Source organism: Streptomyces sp. NPDC020742 (genome assembly GCF_040641675.1).
Lineage (GTDB): Bacteria > Actinomycetota > Actinomycetes > Streptomycetales > Streptomycetaceae > Streptomyces.
Map to the genome: position 1 here is coordinate 66879 of NZ_JBFAEA010000026.1, position 23155 is coordinate 90033.

17 protein-coding genes and 1 pseudogene are annotated in these 23155 nt (G+C 72.9%); 9 read left to right on the forward strand and 9 right to left on the reverse strand.

What is annotated here, in order from left to right:
* Positions 1-98 precede the first annotated feature (98 nt).
* Both AB0G84_RS30475 and guaA read right to left on the reverse strand, forming a co-directional pair.
* Positions 99-893: a class II aldolase/adducin family protein gene (locus tag AB0G84_RS30475; protein WP_361327858.1), complete on the reverse strand. Its 795-nt coding sequence runs from the start codon at positions 891-893 to the stop codon at positions 99-101.
* A 256-nt stretch (positions 894-1149) separates the two neighbouring features.
* On the reverse strand, positions 1150-2736 hold the full coding sequence (gene guaA, locus AB0G84_RS30480) for a glutamine-hydrolyzing GMP synthase (protein WP_361327861.1): 1587 nt from the start codon (positions 2734-2736) through the stop codon (positions 1150-1152).
* A gap of 253 nt (positions 2737-2989) precedes the next feature.
* Between guaA and AB0G84_RS30485 the strand changes: the two genes are divergently transcribed.
* Positions 2990-3283 carry a chorismate mutase gene (locus AB0G84_RS30485; protein ID WP_361327864.1) on the forward strand — a complete coding sequence of 98 codons (294 nt, stop codon included), beginning with the start codon at positions 2990-2992 and terminating at the stop codon, positions 3281-3283.
* Between the two features lie 927 nt (positions 3284-4210).
* Positions 4211-5278, forward strand: a complete 1068-nt coding sequence (locus AB0G84_RS30490; RefSeq protein ID WP_361327867.1) for an LAETG motif-containing sortase-dependent surface protein — start codon at positions 4211-4213, stop codon at positions 5276-5278.
* 107 nt (positions 5279-5385) lie between these two features.
* Here AB0G84_RS30490 and AB0G84_RS30495 read toward each other — a convergent pair whose 3' ends face one another.
* Entirely contained in the window at positions 5386-7266 is a 1881-nt protein-coding gene (locus AB0G84_RS30495; protein WP_361327869.1) for a GMC family oxidoreductase, read from the reverse strand.
* 155 nt (positions 7267-7421) lie between these two features.
* On the reverse strand, positions 7422-9110 hold the full coding sequence (locus AB0G84_RS30500; protein WP_361327872.1) for a succinic semialdehyde dehydrogenase: 1689 nt from the start codon (positions 9108-9110) through the stop codon (positions 7422-7424).
* A 318-nt stretch (positions 9111-9428) separates the two neighbouring features.
* Here AB0G84_RS30500 and AB0G84_RS30505 point away from each other — a divergent pair, with 318 nt between their 5' ends.
* The 4 genes from AB0G84_RS30505 to AB0G84_RS30520 all read left to right on the forward strand — a co-directional run bounded on the left by AB0G84_RS30505 (position 9429) and on the right by AB0G84_RS30520 (position 13297).
* Positions 9429-9899: a hypothetical protein gene (locus AB0G84_RS30505; RefSeq protein ID WP_361327875.1), complete on the forward strand. Its 471-nt coding sequence runs from the start codon at positions 9429-9431 to the stop codon at positions 9897-9899.
* A gap of 130 nt (positions 9900-10029) precedes the next feature.
* Positions 10030-11067 carry a hypothetical protein gene (locus AB0G84_RS30510; RefSeq protein WP_361327878.1) on the forward strand — a complete coding sequence of 346 codons (1038 nt, stop codon included), beginning with the start codon at positions 10030-10032 and terminating at the stop codon, positions 11065-11067.
* Between the two features lie 380 nt (positions 11068-11447).
* The gene (locus AB0G84_RS30515; RefSeq protein WP_361327881.1) at positions 11448-12110 is read left to right on the forward strand and encodes a response regulator transcription factor; all 663 of its coding nucleotides are present in this window, start codon (positions 11448-11450) and stop codon (positions 12108-12110) included.
* 62 nt (positions 12111-12172) lie between these two features.
* On the forward strand, positions 12173-13297 hold the full coding sequence (locus AB0G84_RS30520) for a histidine kinase (protein WP_361327927.1): 1125 nt from the start codon (positions 12173-12175) through the stop codon (positions 13295-13297).
* An 80-nt stretch (positions 13298-13377) separates the two neighbouring features.
* Here AB0G84_RS30520 and AB0G84_RS30525 read toward each other — a convergent pair whose 3' ends face one another.
* Positions 13378-13752: an STAS domain-containing protein gene (locus AB0G84_RS30525; RefSeq protein ID WP_361327883.1), complete on the reverse strand. Its 375-nt coding sequence runs from the start codon at positions 13750-13752 to the stop codon at positions 13378-13380.
* Positions 13753-14261: 509 nt separating this feature from the next.
* On the opposite strand from AB0G84_RS30525, the pseudogene AB0G84_RS30530 reads away from it, so the two are divergent.
* Together AB0G84_RS30530 and AB0G84_RS30535 are read left to right on the forward strand one after the other, a co-directional pair.
* Positions 14262-14798: pseudogene (locus AB0G84_RS30530) on the forward strand (sigma-70 family RNA polymerase sigma factor); the annotation flags it as partial.
* Between the two features lie 182 nt (positions 14799-14980).
* On the forward strand, positions 14981-16351 hold the full coding sequence (locus AB0G84_RS30535; protein ID WP_361327886.1) for a zf-HC2 domain-containing protein: 1371 nt from the start codon (positions 14981-14983) through the stop codon (positions 16349-16351).
* Positions 16352-16392: 41 nt separating this feature from the next.
* Here AB0G84_RS30535 and purU read toward each other — a convergent pair whose 3' ends face one another.
* Together purU and AB0G84_RS30545 are read right to left on the reverse strand one after the other, a co-directional pair.
* Complete coding sequence (gene purU / locus AB0G84_RS30540; RefSeq protein WP_361327889.1) at positions 16393-17322, reverse strand: formyltetrahydrofolate deformylase; 930 nt, start codon at positions 17320-17322, stop codon at positions 16393-16395.
* A 32-nt stretch (positions 17323-17354) separates the two neighbouring features.
* The gene (locus AB0G84_RS30545; protein WP_361327892.1) at positions 17355-17861 is read right to left on the reverse strand and encodes a hypothetical protein; all 507 of its coding nucleotides are present in this window, start codon (positions 17859-17861) and stop codon (positions 17355-17357) included.
* 121 nt (positions 17862-17982) lie between these two features.
* Here AB0G84_RS30545 and AB0G84_RS30550 point away from each other — a divergent pair, with 121 nt between their 5' ends.
* On the forward strand, positions 17983-19332 hold the full coding sequence (locus tag AB0G84_RS30550) for an ABC transporter substrate-binding protein (RefSeq protein WP_361327895.1): 1350 nt from the start codon (positions 17983-17985) through the stop codon (positions 19330-19332).
* 21 nt (positions 19333-19353) lie between these two features.
* On the opposite strand, the gene AB0G84_RS30555 is transcribed toward AB0G84_RS30550, so the two are convergent.
* Together AB0G84_RS30555 and AB0G84_RS30560 are read right to left on the reverse strand one after the other, a co-directional pair.
* Positions 19354-21138, reverse strand: coding sequence for a hypothetical protein (locus tag AB0G84_RS30555; protein WP_361327898.1), 1785 nt, complete (start codon positions 21136-21138; stop codon positions 19354-19356).
* Positions 21139-21314: 176 nt separating this feature from the next.
* The gene (locus AB0G84_RS30560; RefSeq protein ID WP_361327901.1) at positions 21315-22709 is read right to left on the reverse strand and encodes a transcriptional regulator; all 1395 of its coding nucleotides are present in this window, start codon (positions 22707-22709) and stop codon (positions 21315-21317) included.
* Between the last annotated feature and the right edge of the window lie 446 nt (positions 22710-23155).

Below are 23155 nucleotides of genomic sequence, written 5' to 3' on the forward strand. Positions count from 1 at the left end.
CGGTGGGCCCGCGGAACGCCCCGCCCCGCGCCCCCACCGCGCCGTCCGGACGGCACGAGGACTGCTGCCCCGTGGGCGGACGGCGACCGCCGCGCTGCTCAGTCGAACAGGTCCGGCTCACTTCGCGCGATCTGCTCGTACAGCGGCTGGTAGTTGATCCAGGCCACCAGGTCGTTGCCCAGCTGCTCGCGGGTGCGGACGGCGTCCTGGTGGTCTATCAGGACCGGCTTCCCGGCGGCCTTCGCGGTCAGCTGCACCTGGCAGGCGCGCTCCATCGCCAGGAACCACCAGGCCGCCGCGTCCACCGAGTCGCCGACCGTCAACAGCCCGTGGTTGCGCAGGATCACGGCCTTGTGCGGCCCCAACGCGGCCGCGATCCGGGCGGCTTCCGCCGCGTCGACCACCACGCCCGTGTAGGCGTCGAAGAGCGCATGGTCCTCGTAGAAGGCACAGACGTCCTGGGTGATCGGCTCCAGGAGTTCGCCGAGCGCGGCGAGCGCCCGTCCGTAGGTGGAGTGGCTGTGCGCCACGGCGACGACGTCGGGGCGGGCCAGGTGGATCTGGGCGTGGATCGCGAACGCCGCCTGGTTGACGTGGTAGCGGCCCTCGACGACTGCGCCGTCCGCGTTCACCAGGATCAGGTCGCCGACCGTGATGAGCCGGAAGGACATCCCGAACGGGTTGACCCAGAAGCAGTCGGGGAACTCCGGGTCCCGCGCGGTGACATGGCCCGCGACGCCCTCCTCCAGTCCGCGCCGGCCGAACAGCCGCAACGCCGCCACCAGGCGCTCCTTGCGGTGGCGGCGCTCGCCCTCGACGGTGGCGTGCTGCGGCGGCATCGCGAAGTGCAGCTGCTCGGTGGGCAGGGGCGTCGGCGCGCTCGACTCGGGCATCGCGGCTCTCCTCGGTTGCGGGTGGCTCGCCCGGGAAGCTACGCCGCGGCAGGTGAAGAGGCCATACAGGGAGCCGTCGGATGCCGTGGAGGGGCTGTGAACCGCGGGCCGGCGGCGGTGCGCACCCCGGCCTCCCGGTAGAGGACCGCCCCGCCGCCCTGGTAAAGCACCGCCCCGCCGCCCCGGTAAAGCACCGCGCCGCCGCCCCGGTAGCGGGACGGCGGCGCGGTCGTGGCTCAGGGGGCGGCCGGGTCGGTCACTCCCACTCGATGGTGCCCGGCGGCTTGCTGGTCACGTCCAGCACCACGCGGTTGACGTCGGCGACCTCGTTGGTGATCCGGGTCGAGATCCGGGCCAGCACGTCGTACGGCATCCGGGTCCAGTCGGCGGTCATCGCGTCCTCGGAGGACACCGGGCGCAGCACGATCGGGTGGCCGTAGGTGCGGCCGTCGCCCTGGACGCCGACCGAGCGGACATCGGCGAGCAGGACCACCGGGCACTGCCAGATCTCCCGGTCCAGGCCGGCCGCGGTCAGCTCCTCGCGGGCGATGGCGTCGGCCTCGCGCAGCAGGTCCAGGCGCTCCTTGGTGACCTCGCCGACGATGCGGATGCCCAGGCCGGGGCCGGGGAACGGCTGGCGGTGCACGATCTCGTCCGGCAGGCCGAGCTCGGTGCCGACCATCCGGACCTCGTCCTTGAACAGCTGGCGCAGCGGCTCGACGAGCTCGAACTCGATGTCGTCGGGGAGCCCGCCGACGTTGTGGTGCGACTTGATGTTGGCGGTGCCGGTGCCGCCGCCGGACTCGACGATGTCCGGGTAGAGCGTGCCCTGGACCAGGAAGGCGACCTCTTCGCCCTCGGCGCCGGCCTCGGCGACCAGCTCGGCCTGGGCCTGCTCGAAGACCCGGATGAACTCCCGGCCGATGATCTTCCGCTTCTGCTCGGGGTCGCTGACCCCGGCGAGCGCGGTCAGGAAGCGCTCCTCGGCGTCGACGACCTTCAGCTGGACGCCGGTGGCGGCCACGAAGTCCTTCTCGACCTGCTCGGACTCGCCCTTGCGCATCAGGCCGTGGTCGACGTAGACGCAGGTCAGCTGGTCGCCGATGGCCTTCTGGACGAGAGCGGCGGCGACCGCGGAGTCCACGCCGCCGGACAGCCCGCAGATCGCGCGCTTGGTGCCGACCTGGGCGCGGATCGCGGCGACCTGCTCCTCGACGACGCTATGGGTGGTCCAGTTCGGCTCGATGCCAGCACCGCGGTAGAGGAAGTGCTCCAGGACCTGCTGGCCGTGCGTGGAGTGCATCACCTCGGGGTGGTACTGGACGCCGTAGAGCCGCTTCTCGTCGTTCTCGAAGGCGGCGACCGGGACCACGTCGGTGGACGCGGTGACCGTGAAGCCCTCGGGGGCGGCGGAGCAGGCGTCGCCGTGCGACATCCACACCGACTGCTCGGCGGGGGTGCCCTCGAAGAGGGTGGACCCGGGACGGCTGACGGTCAGCGGGGTACGGCCGTACTCACGGGCACCGGTGTTGTCGACGGTGCCGCCGAGCGTGGTGGCCATGAGCTGGAAGCCGTAGCACATGCCGAAGACCGGGACGCCGGCTTCGAAGAGGGAGCGGTCCAGGCGCGGGGCGCCCTCCGCGTAGACCGACGAGGGACCGCCGGAGAGGATGATCGCCTTGGGGTTCTTGGCGAGCATCTCCGCCACCGGCATGGTGGACGGCACGATCTCGCTGTAGACCCGCGCCTCGCGGACGCGACGGGCGATGAGCTGGGCGTACTGTGCGCCGAAGTCGACTACGAGGACGACGTCCGGGGCAGCGGCAGGGGGCGCTGATGGCACTTCGGCGGCCTTCCGGCGGTGTGGAGCAGGGGTTGGACTTTCGATTCTAACGGGCTCATACTGAGCCACATGTTCCAGCAGCTGACCTTCGTCTTTACCTATGGCACCGGCCCGTCCGGCTGCCATGGTCGTGCTGCTTGATCCACTGACGAGCACTTTCCCAGGCGCCCCGGGCCGAACAAGGTCCGGGGCGCCTGTGCACGTCCGGACCTGATGACCGGCTCCGGGGCCCCCGTACCCCAGGAGACACCGCATGAGCACCACGACCTCCACCGCCCCCGACACCGGCGCCCACACCCCCGAGGCGGCCGGGCTGATCACCGACGCCCGGCGCCGGATCGACGATCTCGACGGCCGGATCATCGGCCTGGTGCAGGAACGGATGGCCGTCTCGGCCGTCATCCAACGTGAGCGGATCACCTCAGGCGGCCGGCGGGTGAGCCTCTCCCGCGAGATGGAGATCCTCGCCCACTACCGCGACCAGCTCGGCAAGCCGGGCACCGCGCTGGCGATGACGCTGCTGGAGCTGTCCCGGGGCCAGATCTGAGGACCGGTACACCGACCCTCCCCGCCCGGCGGCCCGCACCGTCCGGGGAGGTGACTGTGGCTGGTTTCCTTTGCTCTTCGGTCGGTTTCTGGGGAGCCGCTGGGCGCATTGCACCGGCGTGCGCGCCCGGCGCAGCTGCTGGATCTGCGTTCGGTTGCCGTCTCACCCGTACGGCGCGTGACCGCCCGCCGCGAGGCTTCGTTGTTCCCGGTGCCACGCCAGCCAGGGGTGGCCTGCAGGACTACGCGTAGACGCCGCCTCACGGGCGGAAACTCGGAGCGATGAGACGCCGGCCGCTGACCGCGGTCCGCGTCGTGGGACCTCGCTCCGGCGCCGTGACCGGTCAGCAGGGGACAGCAGCCCGGTCACATCCGATGGGGTGGTCGGTCCTGGGGACGCCCGGGACCGACCGCATCCGGTCGAAACGGTTGCGCCAGGTGAGGCGCATCCAGGACGATGCTTGACGAACGACCTGCCGCATCCGGCACGGCCCCGAGCACTGCGCTGGGCCCGGGTCGGCACGACCTCCGCACCACCCCCGAGCACCACCCCGAGCCAGCGGCGCTACCCCCCCAGCGCCGCTCCTCGGTGCCGGCGCTGCCCTGACGCCGGCACCGAAAGCCAAGGGCCCCGTGGCCGTCCGCACCCCCCTCGCGGACGGCGTCCGGGGCCCTTCGCTGTGTCCGGCGCGGAGGACGTGGAGGCGGCCGTTCCTGTGGCCGGGCTGTGCACCAGCTGTGTGTTCCCTGTGCGGCAGCTGTGAGGGATGTGATCGGTATCACGCCCCTCGTTCCGTGTGAGTGGACAACCATTTTTGGCCATGACCAGTCATGTACGTGCAATCGCACGGCCATACCGCGCCCCACCGCGACGGCCCGCTACCCACTGGTGCCCCCACGGCACTTTGGACCCCGAGAGGTCTTCTCGATGAAGCTTCGCCGTGCCCTGACGGCTGCCGCCGCGACGGCCGTCATAGCCCCCGCCGCCCTGCTGGCGGCCCCTGCCGCGTTCGCCACGGGCACCGACACCGACACCAGCGTCAGTGCCGAGCCGACGACGGGCACCTCCGGCGCGGACCCGTCCGACGGGACCACCACGCAGCCGGAGACCCCGGCCGCCGACGACCAGGCCACCCCGGGCGGGAACGCCACCCCGGGCGGCGACACCGAAACCGGTGGGGAGGCCGGGAACGCTACGGAGACCGGGCCGACCACCCCGGCCACCCCGTCCGGCGACACCAAGCCGACCGGCTCCCCCAAGCCCTCCGCCTCGGCCAAGCCCACCGTCGAGCCGACCGCGGACGACGAGGACCCGACCTGCGCCAAGCAGTCCGAGGAGACGGCGATCTCGACCGAACTGCGCGGTCTGCCCAGCAAGGTCGTGGCCGGTTCCGGCTGGAAGAACTTCACCTTCCGCGCCACCAACACCTCCCACAAGGCGATGAAGTCGGTCGACGCATACGTCGCACTGAACGGCCTCAGCACCGGCTCCTTCGACGACATCTCCAAGCTGCTGACCGTGCAGTGGTACGACGAGGACACCCGCGCCTGGGAGGCCATCACCGACGAGGACGGCTACTTCGCCTCCGTCGACGGCCTCAAGCCCGGTGAGTACGCCGACGCCAAGCTGCGGCTGAAGGTCGACGCCAAGACGCCGGGCAGCTACGGCTTCGCGTTCAGCATCGGCGCGTACCACAACGAGGACGACGTCTGCGGCTTCTCGGACGTCGCGGAGTACGACTTCGACATCCTGGCCGCGGGCAGCAAGCCGGGCAGCGTGCCGCCGGCCAAGAGCAAGCCCGGCAAGCACAAGGGCAACAAGCCCGCCCCGCAGGGCGACTTGAAGGACCTCCCGGTCACCGGCAAGCTCGCCGAGACCGGTTCCTCCTCGGCGCTGCCGACCCTCGCCCTGGTGGGCGGGGTCGCCGTGGTCGCCGGCGCGGGCGCGGTCTTCACCGTCCGCCGTCGTCGGACGTCGGGCTCCGCGGCTCTCTGAGCCGCACCACCGCACCGCGCGTGCAGGCCGCACCCGGAAGTCCGGGTGCGGCCCCCGGCATGCTCGGCATACTTCGAAAGACGCGCCCTCAGGGGTCCCGTAATCCTTTAGTCGGCGGAGGACGTCTTCGGCGGTACCGCGGGGACGGGCAGCAGCGGCAGCCGCAGCGCGCCGAAGGCGCCCTCGGGGACCGCGGGGTGCGCCGGTGCGACCGGGGGCAGCCGCCGGTAGGTGCCGCCCTGGGCGGGGCGCGGGTCCGGCTCGCCCTTGTTGGGCCACAGCGACATGGCGCGCTCGGCCTGGGCGGTGATGGTCAGGGACGGGTTGACGCCCAGGTTCGCGGAGACCGCGGCACCGTCGACGACCGAGATGCCCGGGTGGCCGTAGAGCCGGTGGTAGGGGTCGATGACGCCGCTGTCGGCGCCGTCGCCGATCGGGCAGCCGCCGAGGAAGTGCGCGGTGAGCGGGGTGCCCATCAACTCGCCGATGTTAGAGCCGGCGAAGCCGTTGATCTCCTCGGCGAGCAGCGACGCCGCCCGGGTGGCCTCGGGGATCTGGCCCGGGTTGGGGGCGCCGTGGCCCTGGCGGGCGGTGAGCAGGCCCTTGCCCGGCCCGTTCGGCTTCCGGTACGTGGTCAGGGAGTTGTCCAGGGACTGCATGACCAGACCGATGATGGTCCGCTCCGACCAGCGGCGGTTGGAGAGCGAGCGGACGGCGAGCACCGGGTGGCGGGCGACGTTGCCCAGCCAGCCCGCTATCCGGCCGGCGGGCCGGTAGGGCACCTGGAGGATCGTCATGCCGCCCATGGCGTTGGAGCCCTTGCCGTAACGGACCGGCTCGATATGGGTGTTCTCGTCGGGGTGGATCGACGAGGTGATCGCCACGCCCCTGCTGAAGTCGACCCGCGGCGCGCCGTGCCGGCGTCGGTAGCGGCGGTTGTCGGTCTGCGCGCCCACCAGCGCCTCGGAGTTGGTGCGGGTCAGCGCCCCGAGCCGGCCGGAGAGGAACGGCAGCAACCCGCTGTCCTTCATCCGGTGCAGCAGCGTCTGGGTGCCGTAGGTCCCGGCCGCCAGGACGACCCGGCGGGCGGTGAAGGTCCGGCCCGCGCCCTTCTTGCGGTTGTCGGTCGGCAGCGTGGTGACGGCGAAACCGCCGCGGGAGTTCTCGGTGACGGCGACGACCGAGGTCATCGGGTGGATGACGGCCCCGGCCCGCTCGGCGAGGTAGAGGTAGTTCTCGGTCAGGGTGTTCTTGGCGCCGTGCCGGCAGCCGGTCATGCACTCCCCGCACTCGGTGCACGCCGTACGGGACGGCCCGGCGCCGCCGAAGTACGGGTCCGGGACCTCGCCGCCGGGGGCGGCCCGGGCGCTGCCGTCGGCGTCGTCACCGTCGCCGAAGAACACCCCGACCGGCGCCATGTGGAAGGAGTCCCCGACGCCCATCTCCTGTGCGGCCGCCTTCAGATGGACGTCCGAGGGCGTCATCGTCGGGTTCAGCCGCACCCCCAGCATCCGCCGGGCCTGGTCGTAGTAGGGCTTCAGCTCCTCCTGCCAGTCGGTGATGTGCTGCCACTGCGGATCGTCGAAGAACGCCTTCGGCGGTATGTAGAGGGTGTTGGCGTAGTTCAGCGAGCCGCCGCCGACGCCGGCGCCCGCCAGCACCATCACCTTGCCGAGCAGGTGGATGCGCTGGATGCCGTAGAGGCCGAGCGCCGGGGCCCACAGGTAGTTCTTCAGGTCCCAGGAGTTCTTCGGGAGGGTGGCCCGGCTGAAGCGGCGGCCGGCCTCCAGCACGCCGACCCGGTAGCCCTTCTCGGTCAGCCGCAGGGCCGCTACGGATCCGCCGAAGCCGGAGCCGACGACCAGCACGTCGTAGTCGTATCCGTCGTCGTATCCGTCGCCGTCGCGGGGGCCGTCGTGTCGGCCGTCGTGCCGGCTATCCGGCGCCGCTTCCTGGTCCTGGTTCCGGGCAGAGTTCTCCTGGGGCACTGGCTCTCCCTGCTGATCGATGGGGGTACCTCCCGCTCATGGGGTCCCTCCCGCTCATGGGGTCCCTCCCGCTCATGGGGTCCCTCCCGCTCATGGGGTCCCCCCGCTCCAGAGGAGCCGAGAGCGGGGAGGAGGGCCGGGCTACCGCGGGCCCGTCACCGCAGCCGCAGCGCCTTCATCACGCGCAGGCTGCCGGTCATGAACCGGGCGTACGCCTCGTCGGTCATCCCGAAGGACGGCGCGAGCGGCATCACCCGCTGGTGGGCGACGGTCTGTGCCTCGGTGTACTTGAGGATGCCCTCCGAGCCGTGCCGGCGGCCCAGACCGGAGTCGCCCATGCCGCCCATCGGCGACTGGACGCTGCCGTAGCCAGCGGCGTAGGACTCATTGACGTTGACCGTGCCGGTGCGCAGGCGGGCGGCGACCGCCCGGCCGCGCCGGCCGTCCGTGGTCCAGACGCTGGAATTCAGGCCGTACGGCGTGGCGTTGGCGAGCGCCACCGCCTCGTCCTCGTCGCTGAAGCGGTAGATCGAGACGACCGGGCCGAAGGTCTCCTCGGTGCAGACCGCCATCGGGGCCTGCACCCCGTCGAGGATGGTCGGCTCGTAGAAGAGCGGGCCGATGTCGGGGCGGGGCCGGCCACCGGCGACCAGTTCGGCGCCCTTGGCGACGGCCTCCTCGACATGGCGGGTGACGGCCTCCAGCTGGCGCTCGCCGACCAGGGATCCCATGTCGGCGCCGTAGGCGAGGGAGGTGCCCAGCCGCATCGCCTTCGTACGGGCGGCGAAGCGCGTCAGGAAGTCATCGGCGATGGACTCGTGGACGTAGAGCCGCTCGATGGAGATGCACAGCTGGCCGGCGGAGGAGAAGCAGCCGCGGACGGCGCCGGCGGCGGCCTTCTCCACATCGGCGTCGCGCAGCACCAACATGGCGTTCTTGCCGCCGAGTTCGAGGGAGACCCCGACCAGGCGGGCGGCGGCGCCCCGGGCGACCTCGCGGCCGGTGCGGGTCGAGCCGGTGAAGGACACATAGTCGGCGTGCTCGACGACGGCGGGGCCGACGACCGGGCCCTCCCCGATCACCACCTGCCAGACGTCCTCCGGCAGTCCGGCCTCGATGAGCTGCTCACGGGCCCACAACGCGGTCAGCGCGGTCTCGGTGTCGGGCTTCATCACCACGGCGTTGCCCGCCACGAAGGCCGGCAGGGCGTCGCCGACGGAGAGTTCGAGGGGGTAGTTCCAGGGGGCGATCTGCCCGACGACGCCGCGGGGGTGGCGGAGTTCGGTGACCTTGGTGAGGGTCGGTACGACGCCGGTGTGGCCCTTGGGCCGGAGGTAGGCGGGTGCCTTGCGGCCGTAGTGGCGGGCGGCGACGGCGACGGCCTGGATCTCCTCGTGGGCGTGCAGCCGCGCCTTGCCGGTCTCCAGCTGGATCAGGTCGAGGACCTCGGCCTGGCGGCGCAGCACCAGGTCGTGGAAGCGGAGCAGGACCGCGGCGCGCTGCCGGACCGGGACCCTGGCCCAGCGCTCCTGGGCGGCGCGGGCGCGCTCGAAGGCGGTGGCGACGTCCTCGGGGGTGGACTCGGGCAGGTCGGCCAGCTTCTCCCCGGTGAACGGGGTGTGGTTGGCCGTACGGCCGGAGCCCACCACGCCGCGGGTGAGCCGGGCGGCGACCTCGGGGGTGACCACCTCGGCGGCGGTACGGGCACCGGCCGGGGCGGGCGCGACCGGGTTGCCTCCGGCGGGGGCGGTGGTCCCGGGGGTCCCGGGGGCCTCCTGGGCGGCGTCGGCGGGGGCCCCGGCGGCGGAGCTGGGGGAGGTTCCGGTGTCCTGCGAGTCCGTCATGCCGGCGAGCGTATTCCTCCCCGGACGCTTTGTGTACCCGGCAGTAATGAGTTTTCCGGAGTCTCCGGCGACGGCGCCGGTGTCCACTGGCCGGACGGGCGCTGGCCTGGACGGACCCGGCCCTGCGGTGCCGTGCCGCGGCGACCCTGCCGTGTCCCCGGCCGGCGTCTGCCGCCGATCGGCCGGCCCTCGCCCCGGGGGATCCCCCTGACCCCATCCTGCCGCACCGGCGCCCGCCCGGCAGGGGCGAACTCCCCGCCGCCGGCCCGTTCTCCGGTTCCCCGCCACCGGCCCGGCACCGTGTGATCCACTGGCGTCATGGAGGCAGTCGTCGCAAGCGTCGTGGCCGTGCTCGGCACCCTGTTGGGCTCCGGCGTCACCCATGTCTTCCAGAGCCGGGCGGCCGACCGCAGCGAGCGGTTCACCCGCGCGGAGCGGCTCCGGCAGGAGCGCATCGACGCGTACTGCGCCTACGCGGGGGCCCTGCTGGACTACCGCCGGGTCCTGGTCCACCGGTGGTTCGTCCTGCACGAGGGGGAGCGCTGCGACGAGGACAGCCCCCAACTGCGCGAGGAGATGTACAAGACCCGCTACACGGCCCAAGAGGCCATGTTCCGGACACAGATGGTGTCCGAGGACCCCGCGGTGCTCGACGGCGCCGAGCGGGTGCTGGAGGCGGTGACCGAGCTGCACTGGGTACGCGACCGGGAGGACCTCGACCGGATACGGGAGGCCACCCGCCGGGACATCCGCGACTTCGTCGCCACCACCGCACGACATGTGCGCTGAACACACCAATCGCCGCGCACGACACACGGGGTGGAACCTCCACCGGCTCCCGCGCCGTCCTTGACACAGTGAGGCAGCCGTACGGGACGGGCCGGCGCGGCGGCTTCGAGAGGCGGATCGGGGGTCGGTCATGGTGATGCAGGACGGTGGAACGGTGGACGTCCGGCCCGGCGCCGACCCCGGCCGGGCCGCCGCCGAGCACAGCGGCGCCTATCTGGTGACCGGCCTGAGCCTGGCGCTCTACGCCGGCACGCTGATCGCCTGGACGGTGTTCGGCATCGCCCAAGGGGACGGCGGCGTCGGCGACTTCCTGGAGGGGCTGTTCAACCCGGGGGCCTCCCCCGTCTCCCAGGTGCTCGGCCCGTACGAGTGGTCCTTCACCATCGTGTTCCTGGTGGTGGCGGGGCTGGCGCTGGCGCAGCGGCGGGTGGCCCGCTCGGCTGCCCTGCTGTCCGCCCTCCTACTGCTCGCGGTCTCCCTGCGCGAGGGGGTGGGCCTGTTCTCCGGTGCCTACCGCGACCAGTACGGCAACGGCCCGCTGGGCGGCTGGGCGCTGGCCACCCGCGGACTGGGGCTGGTGGTGGCGCTGGTGGTGCTGGCCGTACTGCTGCCGGCCGCGGAAGGGCGGCGCGCAGCGTCCGGCGCCGGCCGGCGGGTCGTGGCCCCGGACCCCTGGTGGCGCCGCGCGTCCCGCATCTGCGGCGTCCTGTTCCTCCTCATGGGCCTGGGCCGACTGGGCTGGACCGTACGGGACCTGACGGCCGGCGGGACGGACGTGGTGCACTATCTGCGCGGGGTGGTCGACGGCTCGCTCCTGGGGACGCTGGACCTGGCGGCGTCCACCGAGTTCACCACCGTCGCCTCGGTGATCACCCTGATGATCCTGGGGGTGCTGGCCTTCCGGGGGCGGCACGACATCCGGGGAGCGCTGCTGATGTTCGCCGCCGTCGAGCTGTATCTGACGGTGCGCACGGTGGTGTGGCTGACCGTGACCGACTTCTTCAACCGATCCTTCGAGACCCCCGAGGGCGCGCTGTCGATGGTGACCACGGCATACGGCCTGGCGGCGATGACCTCGGTGGTGGTGCTGGCGACCGGTCGCGGATCCGGCCGGTACGACGGGGTGCGGGCGGAGGGGTTCCGGGCGGCGCAGGCGGGGCGCCCGTAGGGGAGTTCACCGGCGGGCGGCTGTTTCGTGGTGCGGCCCCGGCAGCGCCGGGCGCCGGGGTGCGGGGGAGATCCCCCTCCGAACCGCCCCCGCACACCAACAACGGCCGCCGCGTGTGGGGGTCGCGGCGGCCGCCGATGTGAGCTGCAACGCGTCCTGGGCTTGTGACCTCTTCAGTGGTGCAGCATGTGAACAACTCTGCCTGTGGAGGGCTCCCCATGGCATCCTCCCGAGGTCCCGGGATCACCCCCGCCACTTGGCGGGGGTGGAGGTCCGTCCCAGGGCGGGCCCGGGGGACAGGGGCACGGAATCGCGCAGCGCCGGGCGGTTCCGCGGGCTCGGACGGGTGTGAACCAGCAGCAAGAAGAAAGGGGCGGCCGGTGATCCGTGTCGCTGTGGTGGACGACGAGCGGCTGGTCAGATCGGGGCTGCGGATGATCCTGGGGACCGCCCCGGACATCGAGATGGTCGCGGACTGCGGTGGCGCGGAGGCCGTGGAGACGGTGCTGGGCTGTGGCGCCGAGGTCGTCCTGCTCGACATCCGGATGCCGGACGTCGACGGGCTGACCGTGCTGCGGGGGCTGCGCGCCGCGCCGGAGCCGCCGGCCGTGGCGATGCTGACCACCTTCGACGCCCAGGAGTACCTGACCGCGGCGCTGCGCGAGGGTGCGGCCGGCTTCCTGCTGAAGGACTCCGATCCCGAGCAACTGGTCCGCGCCGTACGGACGCTGGCGGAGGGCGGGAGCGTGCTGGACCCGGGGGTGACCCGGGCGGTGATCGGCGGCTATCTGACCGCGGAGGACCAGGCCGGTGCGGCGCGGGCGGTCAGCGGGCTGACGCCGCGGGAGTCGCAGGTGCTGGCGCTGCTCGGCGAGGGGCTGGGGAACGCCCAGATAGCGGACCGGATGGGCCTGGCGCCCAGTACGGTCAAGGACCATGTGCGCGCCCTGCTGGGCAAACTGGGCGGCATCAACCGCATCCAGGCGGCCATCGTCGCGGACCGCGCGGGCCTGGTGAACGGCGTGCCCCGGGGGGCGTGGTGAGCGCCGCGGGCGGCGGGCCGCGGACCCGGATACGGGCGGCGTGGCGGGCGTTCGCACGGGGAGTGTGGGGGCGGCGGCTGCGCCGGATCGCCCCGGTGGCCGTCCCGGTGCTGCTCGGGATCGCCGACGCGGTACTGGTCAACGGGCTGAAGCTCGCGCTGGAGCTGGGGGTTTCGGTGGTCGCCGCGGCGGCCCTGCTGCTGCGCCGCCGCTTCCCGCTGCTGGTCTTCCTGTTCACCCTCCCCGGCCTCTACATCGGCTACATCTGGTTCGCGCCGATGATCGGGCTCTACACGCTGGCCGCGCTGCGGCCCGGCCGGAAGCGGCTGGGGATCTGTGCGGTGCTGCTGATCGCGGCGCACTTCTTCCCGTACCCGATCTCCGACTTCGAGCTCACCGATTACCGCGAGAACACCCTGGTGCTGATCGACGCCTGCGTCACCTCGGCCGCGCCGATCGCGCTGGGCCTGCTGGTGCGCACCCGCCGGGAGTTGGCCTCCCGCGTCGAGGACCTGACCCGCAGCCTGCGCCGCGAGGACCGGCTGCTGGCGGACCGGGTCAAGACCACCGAACGCGCCCGACTGGCCCGGGAGATGCACGATGTGGTCGCCCATCAGGTCAGCCTGATCAGCCTTCAGGCGGGGGCGGTGCAGGTCAGCACGGCGGACGAGACGGCGCGGGCGGGCGCCCGGACGATCCGGGAGCTGTCCGTGCGGACGCTGGAGGAGCTGCGGCACATGGTGGGGGTGCTGCGGGCGGACGGCGGCCACACCGAGGAGACGGGCGGCCTGGCGCCGCAGCCCGATCTGGAGGAGCTGCCGCGGCTGATCGAGATGAGCGCGCTGGACGTGACGTACGAGCGCGGTGTGGTGGCCGGGGCGAGCGGGGCGAAGACGGTGGAGCGGGCCGCCTTCCGTACGGTCCAGGAGGCGCTCACCAACGTCCGCAAGCACGCACCGGGGGCGCGGGTGAAGGTGCGGGTCGATCCGGCCGACGGGGGGCTCCGGGTGGAGATACGCAACGGTCCGCCGGATGCGGCGGCGACGGTTCCCGCGCTTCCCGGGGGCGGCCACGGTCTGGTGGGGCTGCGGGAGCGGGCGCAGAGCCTCGGCGGGACGCTGGAGGCGGGTGCCACGACGGACGGCGGCTTCGTGGTGCGGGCGGAGTTCCCGTACGGAACGGGGTGAGGAACTGGAGGTAATGCGAAATAACGGGCGCGAGGCGGTGCGTGGCACCACGGGACGGACGGAGCCGGCGCCCGGCCGCGTCAGGCGGAGAGCGGTGCGGCGGCCTCGTCGACGGCGGTGCGCAGGTCGGGGTAGACCTCGAAGAGCCGGCGCACACCGAGCGCGGCCAGCACACGGTTGACGTGCGAGCCGTCGACGGCGCCCTGTGCGGGCAGGATCAGCCGCAGCCGCCCCTGGCAGGAGCGCATCAACCGGCGGGCGGCGATCAGCACGCCGACACCGCTGGAATCGCAGAACCGCACCTCGGAGAGGTCGAGCACGAGCGACCGCCGGCCGTCCGCCACGGCGTCGTGCACATGCTGGCGCACCGCAGGCGACGTGACCAGGTCCATCTCACCGGAGACCTGGAGAACCGCCCAACGGCCCTGTTCGTCCTCTGCCACCTTCAACGACACGCGCTCGAAGCCTTTCGCTCGCTTTCGGACCGGATGCGTTTCGGCGATATCCGGAACTCACCCTTCCCCGGCTCGACTGCCCGGCCTCGATTCCCTGAAACACCAGTGAATCCTTGGCACATCCATGGCGCGGCAGGCAGTTCTGTCCCAGGCTATGCCCAGGGGACGGCGGCTTTTCGCCAACACCAGGTCACACGCGGATAACAGATCACCTCATACGAGCACACGCGCTCCATATCGAGCGCCTTTCACAAAAACTTCGGCCGACCGAACGGGGGTCTCCACACCACGGCCCCCTCCGGAACCGGTCCCGGCCGGCGTCAGCACATACCACCCGGGTCCCCCGCGGGGCTCGGTTTGCCGCAAAGGAGCGTGCGGTGTCGGACCCGCGCATTACATTCGATGGCATGGCGGATTCTGTGAACGTACGCACAGAACTGGGCATGAGCGTGTGCAGGAGTGACGGCTGAGGTGTGGGCCCGCAGGCGACGGGCAGGGAAGGGGGTCCGATGGGACACGACGCGCCACCGCGCTGGGACCGGCGGATGCAGCAGCGGCTCGCCCGCGGCGAGGCGGCCGCGCTCGGTGAGCTCTACGACCGCTTCGCCTCGCTCGTGCACAGCCTGGCCCACCGCGTCCTGGACGACGAGCACGCCGCCGACCGCATCACCCGCGAAGTCTTCGGCTACATCTGGGAGCACCCGGACGCCTACGACCCCGCCCAGGGCTCGCTGCGCTCCTGGGTCGCCGGCCTCACCCGCCATCAGGCCGTGAGCCGGCTGCGCCAGATCGAGGCCGCCTCGGCCCGCGACGGCGGGGACGACGCGCCCGCGCCCGCCGAGATGGAGCAGCGGATCCGCGAGGCCTCCACGGCCGCCCGTGCCGACTACATCGTCACGTCCATGCCCGCGCCTCTGCGGCAGGCGCTGGAACTCGCCTACTTCCAGCGCCGGGACTACCGCCAGACCGCCGCCGACCTCGGCGTCACCGAGGACGAGGCCCGCCGCCGGCTCCGGCTGGGCCTGCAGTTGCTCTCCACCGCGCACCACCACCAGGCCCTGCCGCCCACCCACCGCACCGCGCGCACGTCCAGCGCGGTACGCACCGCCGCCGTGACACCCCATGCGTCACAGCCGTCGCGCACTCCCCGTGGGGCGCACCCCTCGCACGGCCGCCACACCGGCCCGGGCTCCTCCGCGCCACCCGAACCAGGCCCCGGACGGGCGCTGTGAACGGCCCCGACCAGTGGGACGGCCACGAGCTGCCCGAGGGCCCGGGTGAGCGGCCACGGATACCGGCACCGCGCTCCGCCGCCGAGGACCGCGGCCCGCTGCCCGACGTCCCGCCCCCGCCGGCCGACGCCCCGGAGGGCGGCCCTGGCGCGGGCGACGGCCCGCCGCACGACGCCCCGCGCGCGGTCCTGCCGCGCGAGGCGGAGGCCGAGCCCGTGACCGACGCCGCGGCAGCCCCGCTGCCCGCTCCCCCGCCGGCCCCACCGCACCGCGTCCTGAAGTCGCTGCTGGGCGCCTGGGCGCTGTCGGCCTGCTCCGCCGAGGAGACCGCCGCCGTCGAGGCCCATCTGACCGACTGCGCGTCCTGCGCCGACGAGGCGCTGCGGCTGCGCGACGCCGTCGGACTGCTGCACCCCGCCGACAGCCTCGACCTCGATCCCCTGTTGCGGTCCCGGGTGCTGGAGGGCTGCCTGGGTCGCCGGCCGGCTCGCATCCCGGTGCCCGAGTGGGCCGTGCCCTACGACGCCGAGACCGCCAAGCTCGATGCGCTGCTGCGCGATATGGGCGAGGCGGAGTGGCGCGCCCCGGTACGGCTGCGCTGGTTCGAGGGCGAGCGCCCGGTCGTGCGGGAGACCACCGTCGCCGGTGTCATGGGCCATCTGCTGGCGGTGGACGGCCTGGTCGCCACCGCCCTGGGGCTGCCCGATCCGCTCGGCACCGCCGCCCCGCCGGACACCCCCAACCCCCTGGTCCGCACCGAGACGTTCTGGCGGACGGGCGACGGGACGCTCGGCCCGACGGCCGCGCACGGGCCGTGGCGCGACCAGAGCTACGCCCTGATCAAGCAGGTGTCGTTCGCCGGCTCCAAGGTCGCCGAACTCTCCGTGCCGTACGGCGACTTCCGGCTCGCGCTGCGCGACGCCTTCCTGGACCGCGCCTTCGAGTGCTGGGTGCACGCCGGCGACATCGCGGACGCGGTGGACTATCCGTACCAGCCCCCGGTCGCCGGGCACCTCCACCACATGGTCGACCTCGCCGCCCGGCTGCTGCCCAGCGCCCTGGCCGACCGTCGCCGGGCCGGACTGGCCGCACCACCGCAGCGGCTGGTGGAGGCCGGCGCCCCGGGCCGCACGCTCCACCTGGAGGTCGAGGGCAACGGCGGCGGGAACTGGTACATAGCGCTGGACTCACCGGCCGCCCTCGGCACGCCGGAGCACACCGTCGCGCACATCGCCCTGGACAGCACCGAGTTCTGCCAGCTGGCCGCGGGCCACATCTCGCCCGAGGAGGCCGCCGCGGGGCAGCGCGGCGAGCGGGAGGCGATCCGTGAGGTGCTCTTCGCGACGGCGTCGCTCTCCCGCATCTGACGCGGGCCCCGGAACACCGCGGCCGGGGCCCTGCGGCAGGGTCAGGCGAAGACGACCGTCCGGCTGCCGTTGAGCAGCACCCGGCGCTCGCTGTGCCACTTCACGGCCCGCGCAAGGGCCTGGCACTCGACGTCCCGGCCGATCGCCACGAGCTGGTCCGGCGTGACCTCGTGGCCGACCCGCTCGACCTCCTGCTCGATGATCGGGCCCTCGTCGAGGTCCGCGGTGACGTAGTGCGCGGTGGCGCCGATCAGCTTCACCCCGCGGGCGTGCGCCTGGTGGTAGGGCTTGGCGCCCTTGAAGCTCGGCAGGAAGGAGTGGTGGATGTTGATGATCCGGCCGGACAGCGCCTTGCACAGGTCGTCGGAGAGCACCTGCATGTAGCGGGCCAGGACCACCAGCTCGACGCTCTCCGCCCGCACCAGCTCCAGCAGCTGCGCCTCGGCCTCGGCCTTGGTGTCGCGGGTGACCGGGATGTGGTGGAACGGGATGTCGTACGAGGCGACCAGCTCGGCGAAGTCCGTGTGGTTGGAGACCACGGCCGCGATCTCGACCGGCAGCGCGCCGATCCGGGAGCGGAAGAGCAGGTCGTTGAGGCAGTGCCCGAACTTGGACACCATCAGGATGATGCGCATCTTCTCGTCGGCCCGGTGGATCTGCCAGTCCATGCCGAAGGAGTCGCCCACCGCGGCGAAGCTCGCCCGCAGCTTCTCGACGTTCACCGGGGAGTCCGCGCTGAAGTGGACCCGCATGAAGAACAGCCCGGTGTCGTGGTCGCCGAACTGCTGGCTGTCCTCGATGTTGCAGCCGGTGATGAAGAGGTAGCTGGAGACGGCGTGCACGATCCCCTGCTTGTCCGGGCAGGACAGCGTGAGGACGTACTGGTCGTTGCGACCGTCCGGTCCGCCGGCGTCGTTCTTCTGGTCGTTCCGGCCGTGCTGGCCGGACGTGGTGGGCTGCGACTCGCTCATGACTTCATAGGGTCGCACATCTGGGGAGCGGGTCAGGCCGGGGAGTCCGCCTGACCGGTCAGGATGGCCAGTACCTCCAGGGAACGGGGCGCGGCATCGGGGTCCTCGCCGTCCGCCGCCGCCATCCGCACATGGGCCTCCCGGGCCGCTCGTACGGCCTCCGGCCAGCCCTGGTGCGCCAGGTACGCGGTGACCGGAGCGTCCGCGCCGACCTGGTGCATGATCCGCAGCACCCGCAGCACGGCGGCGTCGACCAGCTGCGCTTCGGTGGCGTCGCGGAAGATCGTGCCGACGTACTTGTCAGCGGACCAGTTGTCCAGCCAGGTGTCCTCGACGAGCCGGTAGACGGCGTCGGTGACGTCCCCGTAGCCGGGCCGGCCGGCCAGCCAGGTCTCCTGGTGGAAAACGGGGTCGGAGAGCATGTGCAGCGCGGAGCGCACATTGCTGCGCCAGCGCCACCACGGCATGTCGTTGAGCGGCATGCCGCCCATGGTGGTCGAGCGGCGGCCGCGACGGGAAGACTTCTCCGAACCTTGCATGGCATTCGATCGTACGGTCCGCACGGACGATCTCAAGCAGCCCCCCGGAGTTCACCTCGGCGTCACTGGCCGTTGCCCATTCGTCACTCGGGCGTTCCGGACAAGACGGAAGGCTGCGGTCATGACCGGACGGCGACGCTCCTCCCCCCGCCCCTTCCGCCGCGCCCCCGCGGTCGCCCTCGCGTCGACGGTGGCTTGCGGAGCGGCCATCACGTCACTCCTCGCGGCCAGCGGCTCCCTCCCTGGCACCGGGGACTCCGGGGAGAAGGATCCGGTCACGGTGATGACCTGGGCACCGGAGAACACCAAGGCGACCAATATGCCGGGCATGCCGGCCATGGCGCAGGCGTACGCCCGCTGGGTCAACGCCCACGGCGGCATCCGGGGGCACCGTCTGCGGGTGCTGACCTGCAACGAGCACAACGACTCGGTGAGTGCGGCGCAGTGCGCCCAGCGCGCGGTGGACCAGGGCGCCGCCGCGGTCGTCGGCTCCTACAGCCAGTTCGGCCGGCAGTTCATGTCGCCACTGGAGGTCAGCGGCGTCCCGTTCATCGGCGGTTACGGCGCCTCCGACGAGGAGTTCGAGAGCCCGCTGTCGTACCCCGTCAACGGTGGCCAGGCGTCCCTGCTCGCCGGGAACGGGCGCCAGCTGGCACGCGACTGCCGGCGCGTGGCCCTGGTCCGGCCGGACACCCTCCAGGGCGACCAGATGCCCTCGCTGCTCAACTCCGGCCTACAGAGCGGCAGTCGGCACCCGGCCAAGGACATCAAGGCGCCCGAGGACGGCACCGACTACTCGCCGCAGGTGACCCGCGCCCTGGACGGCATCGGCGCGGACCCGGCCGTCTACGGCTCGGCGCAGGGCGGCGGGAAGGCGCCCGGCGCCTGTGTCACCGCCTCGCTCGGCGACCACACGGACGCCTTCTTCGACTCCTTCCGGCGCCTCCAGGAGGACAGCCCCAGGGTGCAGGTGGCCTCCGTACTGGGCAGCGTCGGCCAGTCGTTGGTGAACCGGACGGGCGGCCGCTCCGGGCCGCTGGAGGGTGCGGACATCACCGGCTGGTACCCGGCCGCGGGCGATCCCCGCTGGCGCCCGATGCGCAAGGTCATCACCGACTATGCCTTCGACGACAACCGGATCGACCCGGCCGACCAGGGGGTCCAGACGACCTGGATCGCCTACACCGTGCTGCGTGCCCTGATCGAGCAGCTCGACGACCGGGGCGTGCAGGACATCACCCCGCACGCTCTGCAACAGACGCTGGACCGCGGTGACCACGCGATCGACACCGGCGGGCTGACCCCCAAGCTCCGCTGGCGGGACGGCGACACGCTGGCCGTCCAGGACTTCCCGCGCATCGTCAACGGCATGGTGACCTACCAGGTCGTCCGGGACGGCGAACTGGTCGCCGCCCAGCGCGGTTTCGTCAACGTCACCAAGACCCTGGAACGCCGGCGGACGGACAGCTGAGGTCCGCCCCCCGGCGGGGCCTCAGAGCTGTTCGGGGCGGCGCTCGGTCAGGCCGTACTTCTGGGCGAGCGGGTTCCAGATCTGGGCGGCCTGCCGCTTGGCCTGGGTGGCCTGGCCGCTGGCGGTGTTGCCCTGGGCGGTCTGCCGGGACATCCGGGCCTTGCCCTTGTGGCAGCCCTTCTTGCCGCCGACCTGGCCGGCCCAGGCCGCGTAGTGGTTGTCCGCGGCGGCCGAGGACTGCCAGGCCTTGGTCAGCGCCGCGGTCAGCTGCGCATGGTTGGGGATCTTGTCGACGGGCAGCTGCTGCAACCGCTTGACCAGGTCGTTGCGCTGGCCGGCGGCGGCCCGCAGGTCCTTGGCCGCGCCGCCGAGGTTCTGGCAGGACTTGATGCTGTTGACGGCGCCGATCACCGACGAGCGGCTGTTGTTGCTGTCGCCCAGCAGCGCGTCCAGGCCCTTGGTCTGGGCCTCGGCCGGGTCGGTGGTCTCCTTGGGCTCGTCCTTCTGCCCGGCGGCCCTGGTCGAGCCCTTGCCCGTGTCCTGCTTCTGCGTGGGTTCGTCACTGCCGCCGCCGCTCACCGCCCAGCCGACGCCGAGCCCGACGCCCGCGAGCGCCACGATGACGATGCCGACGACCGCCGCGGCGGGGAGCCGGCGCCGCCCGCCGCCACCGTCCTCGTAGGAGGGCTGCGCGTCGTAGCCGCCACCGGGCGGGAACTGCTGGCCGTGGGCCGGGGGCTGGTTGCCGTACGGCGGCCGGCCCGGGTCCTCGAAGCGGGGCAGCTGCGCCGTGGAGTCCGGCGCGGCCGGCTGCGCGAGGCCCGGCCCGTCGCGGAACAGGCCGTCGAACTCGGAGGGCGTGGGCCGGTCACCGGGGGCGCCGGGGCGGACGCCGTACGGCGCGCCCGGGGGCTGGCCCGGCGCACCCGCGCCCACCGGGGGGATCATCTGGGTCGCCTCGGCGTCGCTCCCGCCGCCGGCACCGGGCATCGGCTGGGACGCCGGCATCGGCTGGGCCCCGCCGCGCGGTCCGGCCTGGCCGGGCTTGATCGCGCGCAGCATCGTGGTCGACTCGTCGGGCGTCTCGGGGCGGGTGGCCGCCTCGGGGGGCAGCGCGCCGCCGGTGCCGCCGGCCGGCTCCTGGTAGGGGGGTATGACGGTGGTGGCCTCCGCATCGCCCGCGGCACCCGGCCCGCCGGGCGCCCCCTGGTAAGGGGGTATGACCGTGGTGGCCTCCGCATCGCCCGCGGGCGGCGGCAGCGGCGCGCCGGTCTGCGGGGTCGCCCGCACCAGCTCCCCGGCCTGACCGGGCTGGGTGTGCGGCGCCTGGCCGTACGGCTGCGCCGCGAGCTGCTGGCCCCCGTACGACGGGGACTCGGGCGGCAGCGCCCCGGCCGGCCCCGGCTGCTGCGGTGCCTGCTGCGGCACGGACGGCGGGAGGGGCGGCACCGGCGGCTGCCCCTGGGGCTGCTGGGGGTACCCCAGGCCGCCCGGGGGCTGCGACGGCTGCTGCGGCACGGCGGCCTGCGCCGTGGTCGGGGCGTACCCCTGCGGCCCGCCGTAGCCCTGCGCCGGGTCGGGCTGCTGCCCGTAGGCCGGCGGTGCGGGGGCGGGCGCGGCCTGCGGTGCGGGGGTGGGCGCGGCCTGCTGCTCGGGGCCCCACGGCTGCCCCCAGGGCTGGCCGGCCGCGGGGGCGGCCTGCTGGTCGGGCACATACGGCTCACCGTTAGCGGGCAGCACTATGCCCTCCCGCGCGGGGCCGGCCGCAGGATTCTGCGGATCGGGGCCCTGTCCGTGCTGCGTCACCGTGACTCCTACCAACGTGCAGACCTAGGGAACGGCTGCACGCTACCGGGTCGCAGCAACGTTCGACCACGTCCCCTGGTCACCACCCCCGAGCCCTCCCCGGCCACGCCGTGCCCGCCCCCTTTCTTGAGGCAGTTCTCACACCCGTCTCACACCCGCCCTTGCCGCGGCGCCGGTCAGGCCGCCGCGGCCCGCAGCTCCAGCCGCGCGCCGAATTCCCTTACCACCGGTTCGTCCCGGTATGGCTCCAAACGCAGCTGAAAGTCCTCCAGATACTCCGCGCCACGGTCCGAACGCAGTCCGCCCAGCAACTCCACCGCCTGAGTGCCGGTGTGGCAGGCCTGCTCGACCTCGCGCTGCTGCGCCTGGGCGCCGGCCAGCAGCAGCAGCCCGATGGCGCGGCGCCGGGCCCGGCCCTCGGGGTGTCCGTCCAGCGCCTCCCGCGCGCGGTGGGCCGCGGGCCCCGGCTGGCCCAGGTCGCGGTGGCAGTGGGCGAGTTCATCGGCCAGATAGGCGTGGTCGAAGTGGGCGATCCAGACGGGGTCGTCACCGGAGTCGGGGGTCGCCTCGGCCCGTTCCAGCGCGGCGACCGCCCGGGCGGCGACCACCTGGAAGGCCCTGGCGTCGCCCATCAGGGCGTGCCCGCGCGCCTCCGCCGCACAGAACATCGCCTCGGTGCGCGGGGTGACCTGCCCACGGGCGCCCTCCTGTGCGGCGCGCGCCAGTTGGGAGATCTCCCGGGGGTTGCCGAGCGAGGCGGCCAGGTGGCTCATGCTGGCGGCCAGCACATAGCCGCCGTAGCCGCGGTCGCCGGCCGCCTGGGCCAGCCGCAGCGCCTGGATGTAGTAGCGCTGGGCGAGCCCCGGTTGGCCGGTGTCGACGGCCATGTAGCCGCCCAGCTCGGTCAACCGCGCGACGGCCGCGAAGAGTTCACGCCCGACGGACTCCCGGTACGACCCCGCAAGCAGCCCGGAGACGACGCTGTTGAGGTAGTGCACCACGACCGGCCGGACGTGTCCGGCGCCGAAGCGGTGGTCGAGCTCGCCGAGCGCCGTGGTCATGGCGCGTACCGCCTCGACGTCCGAGATCCCGACCCGGGCGCCGGCGCTCCGGGCGACCTGGGTGTCCGCTCCGGTGATCAGCCAGTCCCGGCTGGGCTCCACCAGGGCGGAGGCGGCGACCGTGGAGCCACTGAGGAAGTCACGCCGTCCGACGTCGCTGCGCCACAGCTCGCAGACCTGCTCGATCGCCCCCAGGACGGTCGGCGAGAACTGGAGCCCCACGCCGGACGCGAGGTTCTTCCCGTCGGCCATCCCGATCTCGTCGATGGTGACCGTACGCCCCAGTTTGCGGCCCAGCGCCTCCGCGATCACGGCCGGGGCGCGCCCGCGCGGCTGCTGTCCGCGGAGCCACCGGGCGACGGAGGTCTTGTCGTAGCGCAGGTCGAGGCCGTGTTCCGCACCGCACATGTTGACGCGGCGGGCGAGCCCCGCGTTGGAGCACGCGGCTTCCTGGATGAGCGCCTGCAGCCGCTCATTGGGCTGCCGTGCGACGAGTGGCCTGGCGGCCATGCTGTACCCCCTGGTTACGGCTGCGCGTTCACCGTCGAACGCCGTACCCCGTGATCGATGCCCCGCGAATATCCCGGATATCCGAGAAATCCAGATACGGGCGATAGTCCGGATCGGAGTGATAAGTGCTGTGCAGGGGATGCCGGTTCATGAGCGAGGTGTGCACTCTTCGGGGCATCCCGTGCGACGCACCGGTCCGACTCGGGCGATCACGAGAGCCGGCCACCGGAGCGGTCCCCGGGACGGGGGCGCCAGGAGCCGGTCACGCGGGACCCCCGGGACCGTTCGCGGAGACGGACGGGGAAGGACGTGCGGTGACCGTGCAGGGAAAGAAGGCAAAGAACGAAAGAAGCGGAAGAAGCAGAAGAAGCCGAAGAAGCAGTAAGGAGCGGAGGGAGCGGCGGAGGAAAGGGTGCGGCGCCGCCGTGCATGGCCTCCCCCTCGCG

Coding starts and splice junctions, on each gene's coding strand:
- AB0G84_RS30475 (WP_361327858.1), bottom strand. CDS start 893: ATGCCCGAGTCGAGCGCGCCGACGCCCCTGCCCACCGAGCAGCTGCAC.
- AB0G84_RS30485 (WP_361327864.1), top strand. CDS start 2,990: ATGAGCACCACGACCTCCACCGCCCCCGACACCGGCGCCCACACCCCC.
- AB0G84_RS30490 (WP_361327867.1), top strand. CDS start 4,211: ATGAAGCTTCGCCGTGCCCTGACGGCTGCCGCCGCGACGGCCGTCATA.
- AB0G84_RS30500 (WP_361327872.1), bottom strand. CDS start 9,110: ATGACGGACTCGCAGGACACCGGAACCTCCCCCAGCTCCGCCGCCGGG.
- AB0G84_RS30505 (WP_361327875.1), top strand. CDS start 9,429: ATGGAGGCAGTCGTCGCAAGCGTCGTGGCCGTGCTCGGCACCCTGTTG.
- AB0G84_RS30510 (WP_361327878.1), top strand. CDS start 10,030: ATGGTGATGCAGGACGGTGGAACGGTGGACGTCCGGCCCGGCGCCGAC.
- purU (WP_361327889.1), bottom strand. CDS start 17,322: ATGAGCGAGTCGCAGCCCACCACGTCCGGCCAGCACGGCCGGAACGAC.
- AB0G84_RS30545 (WP_361327892.1), bottom strand. CDS start 17,861: ATGCAAGGTTCGGAGAAGTCTTCCCGTCGCGGCCGCCGCTCGACCACC.
- AB0G84_RS30550 (WP_361327895.1), top strand. CDS start 17,983: ATGACCGGACGGCGACGCTCCTCCCCCCGCCCCTTCCGCCGCGCCCCC.
- AB0G84_RS30560 (WP_361327901.1), bottom strand. CDS start 22,709: ATGGCCGCCAGGCCACTCGTCGCACGGCAGCCCAATGAGCGGCTGCAG.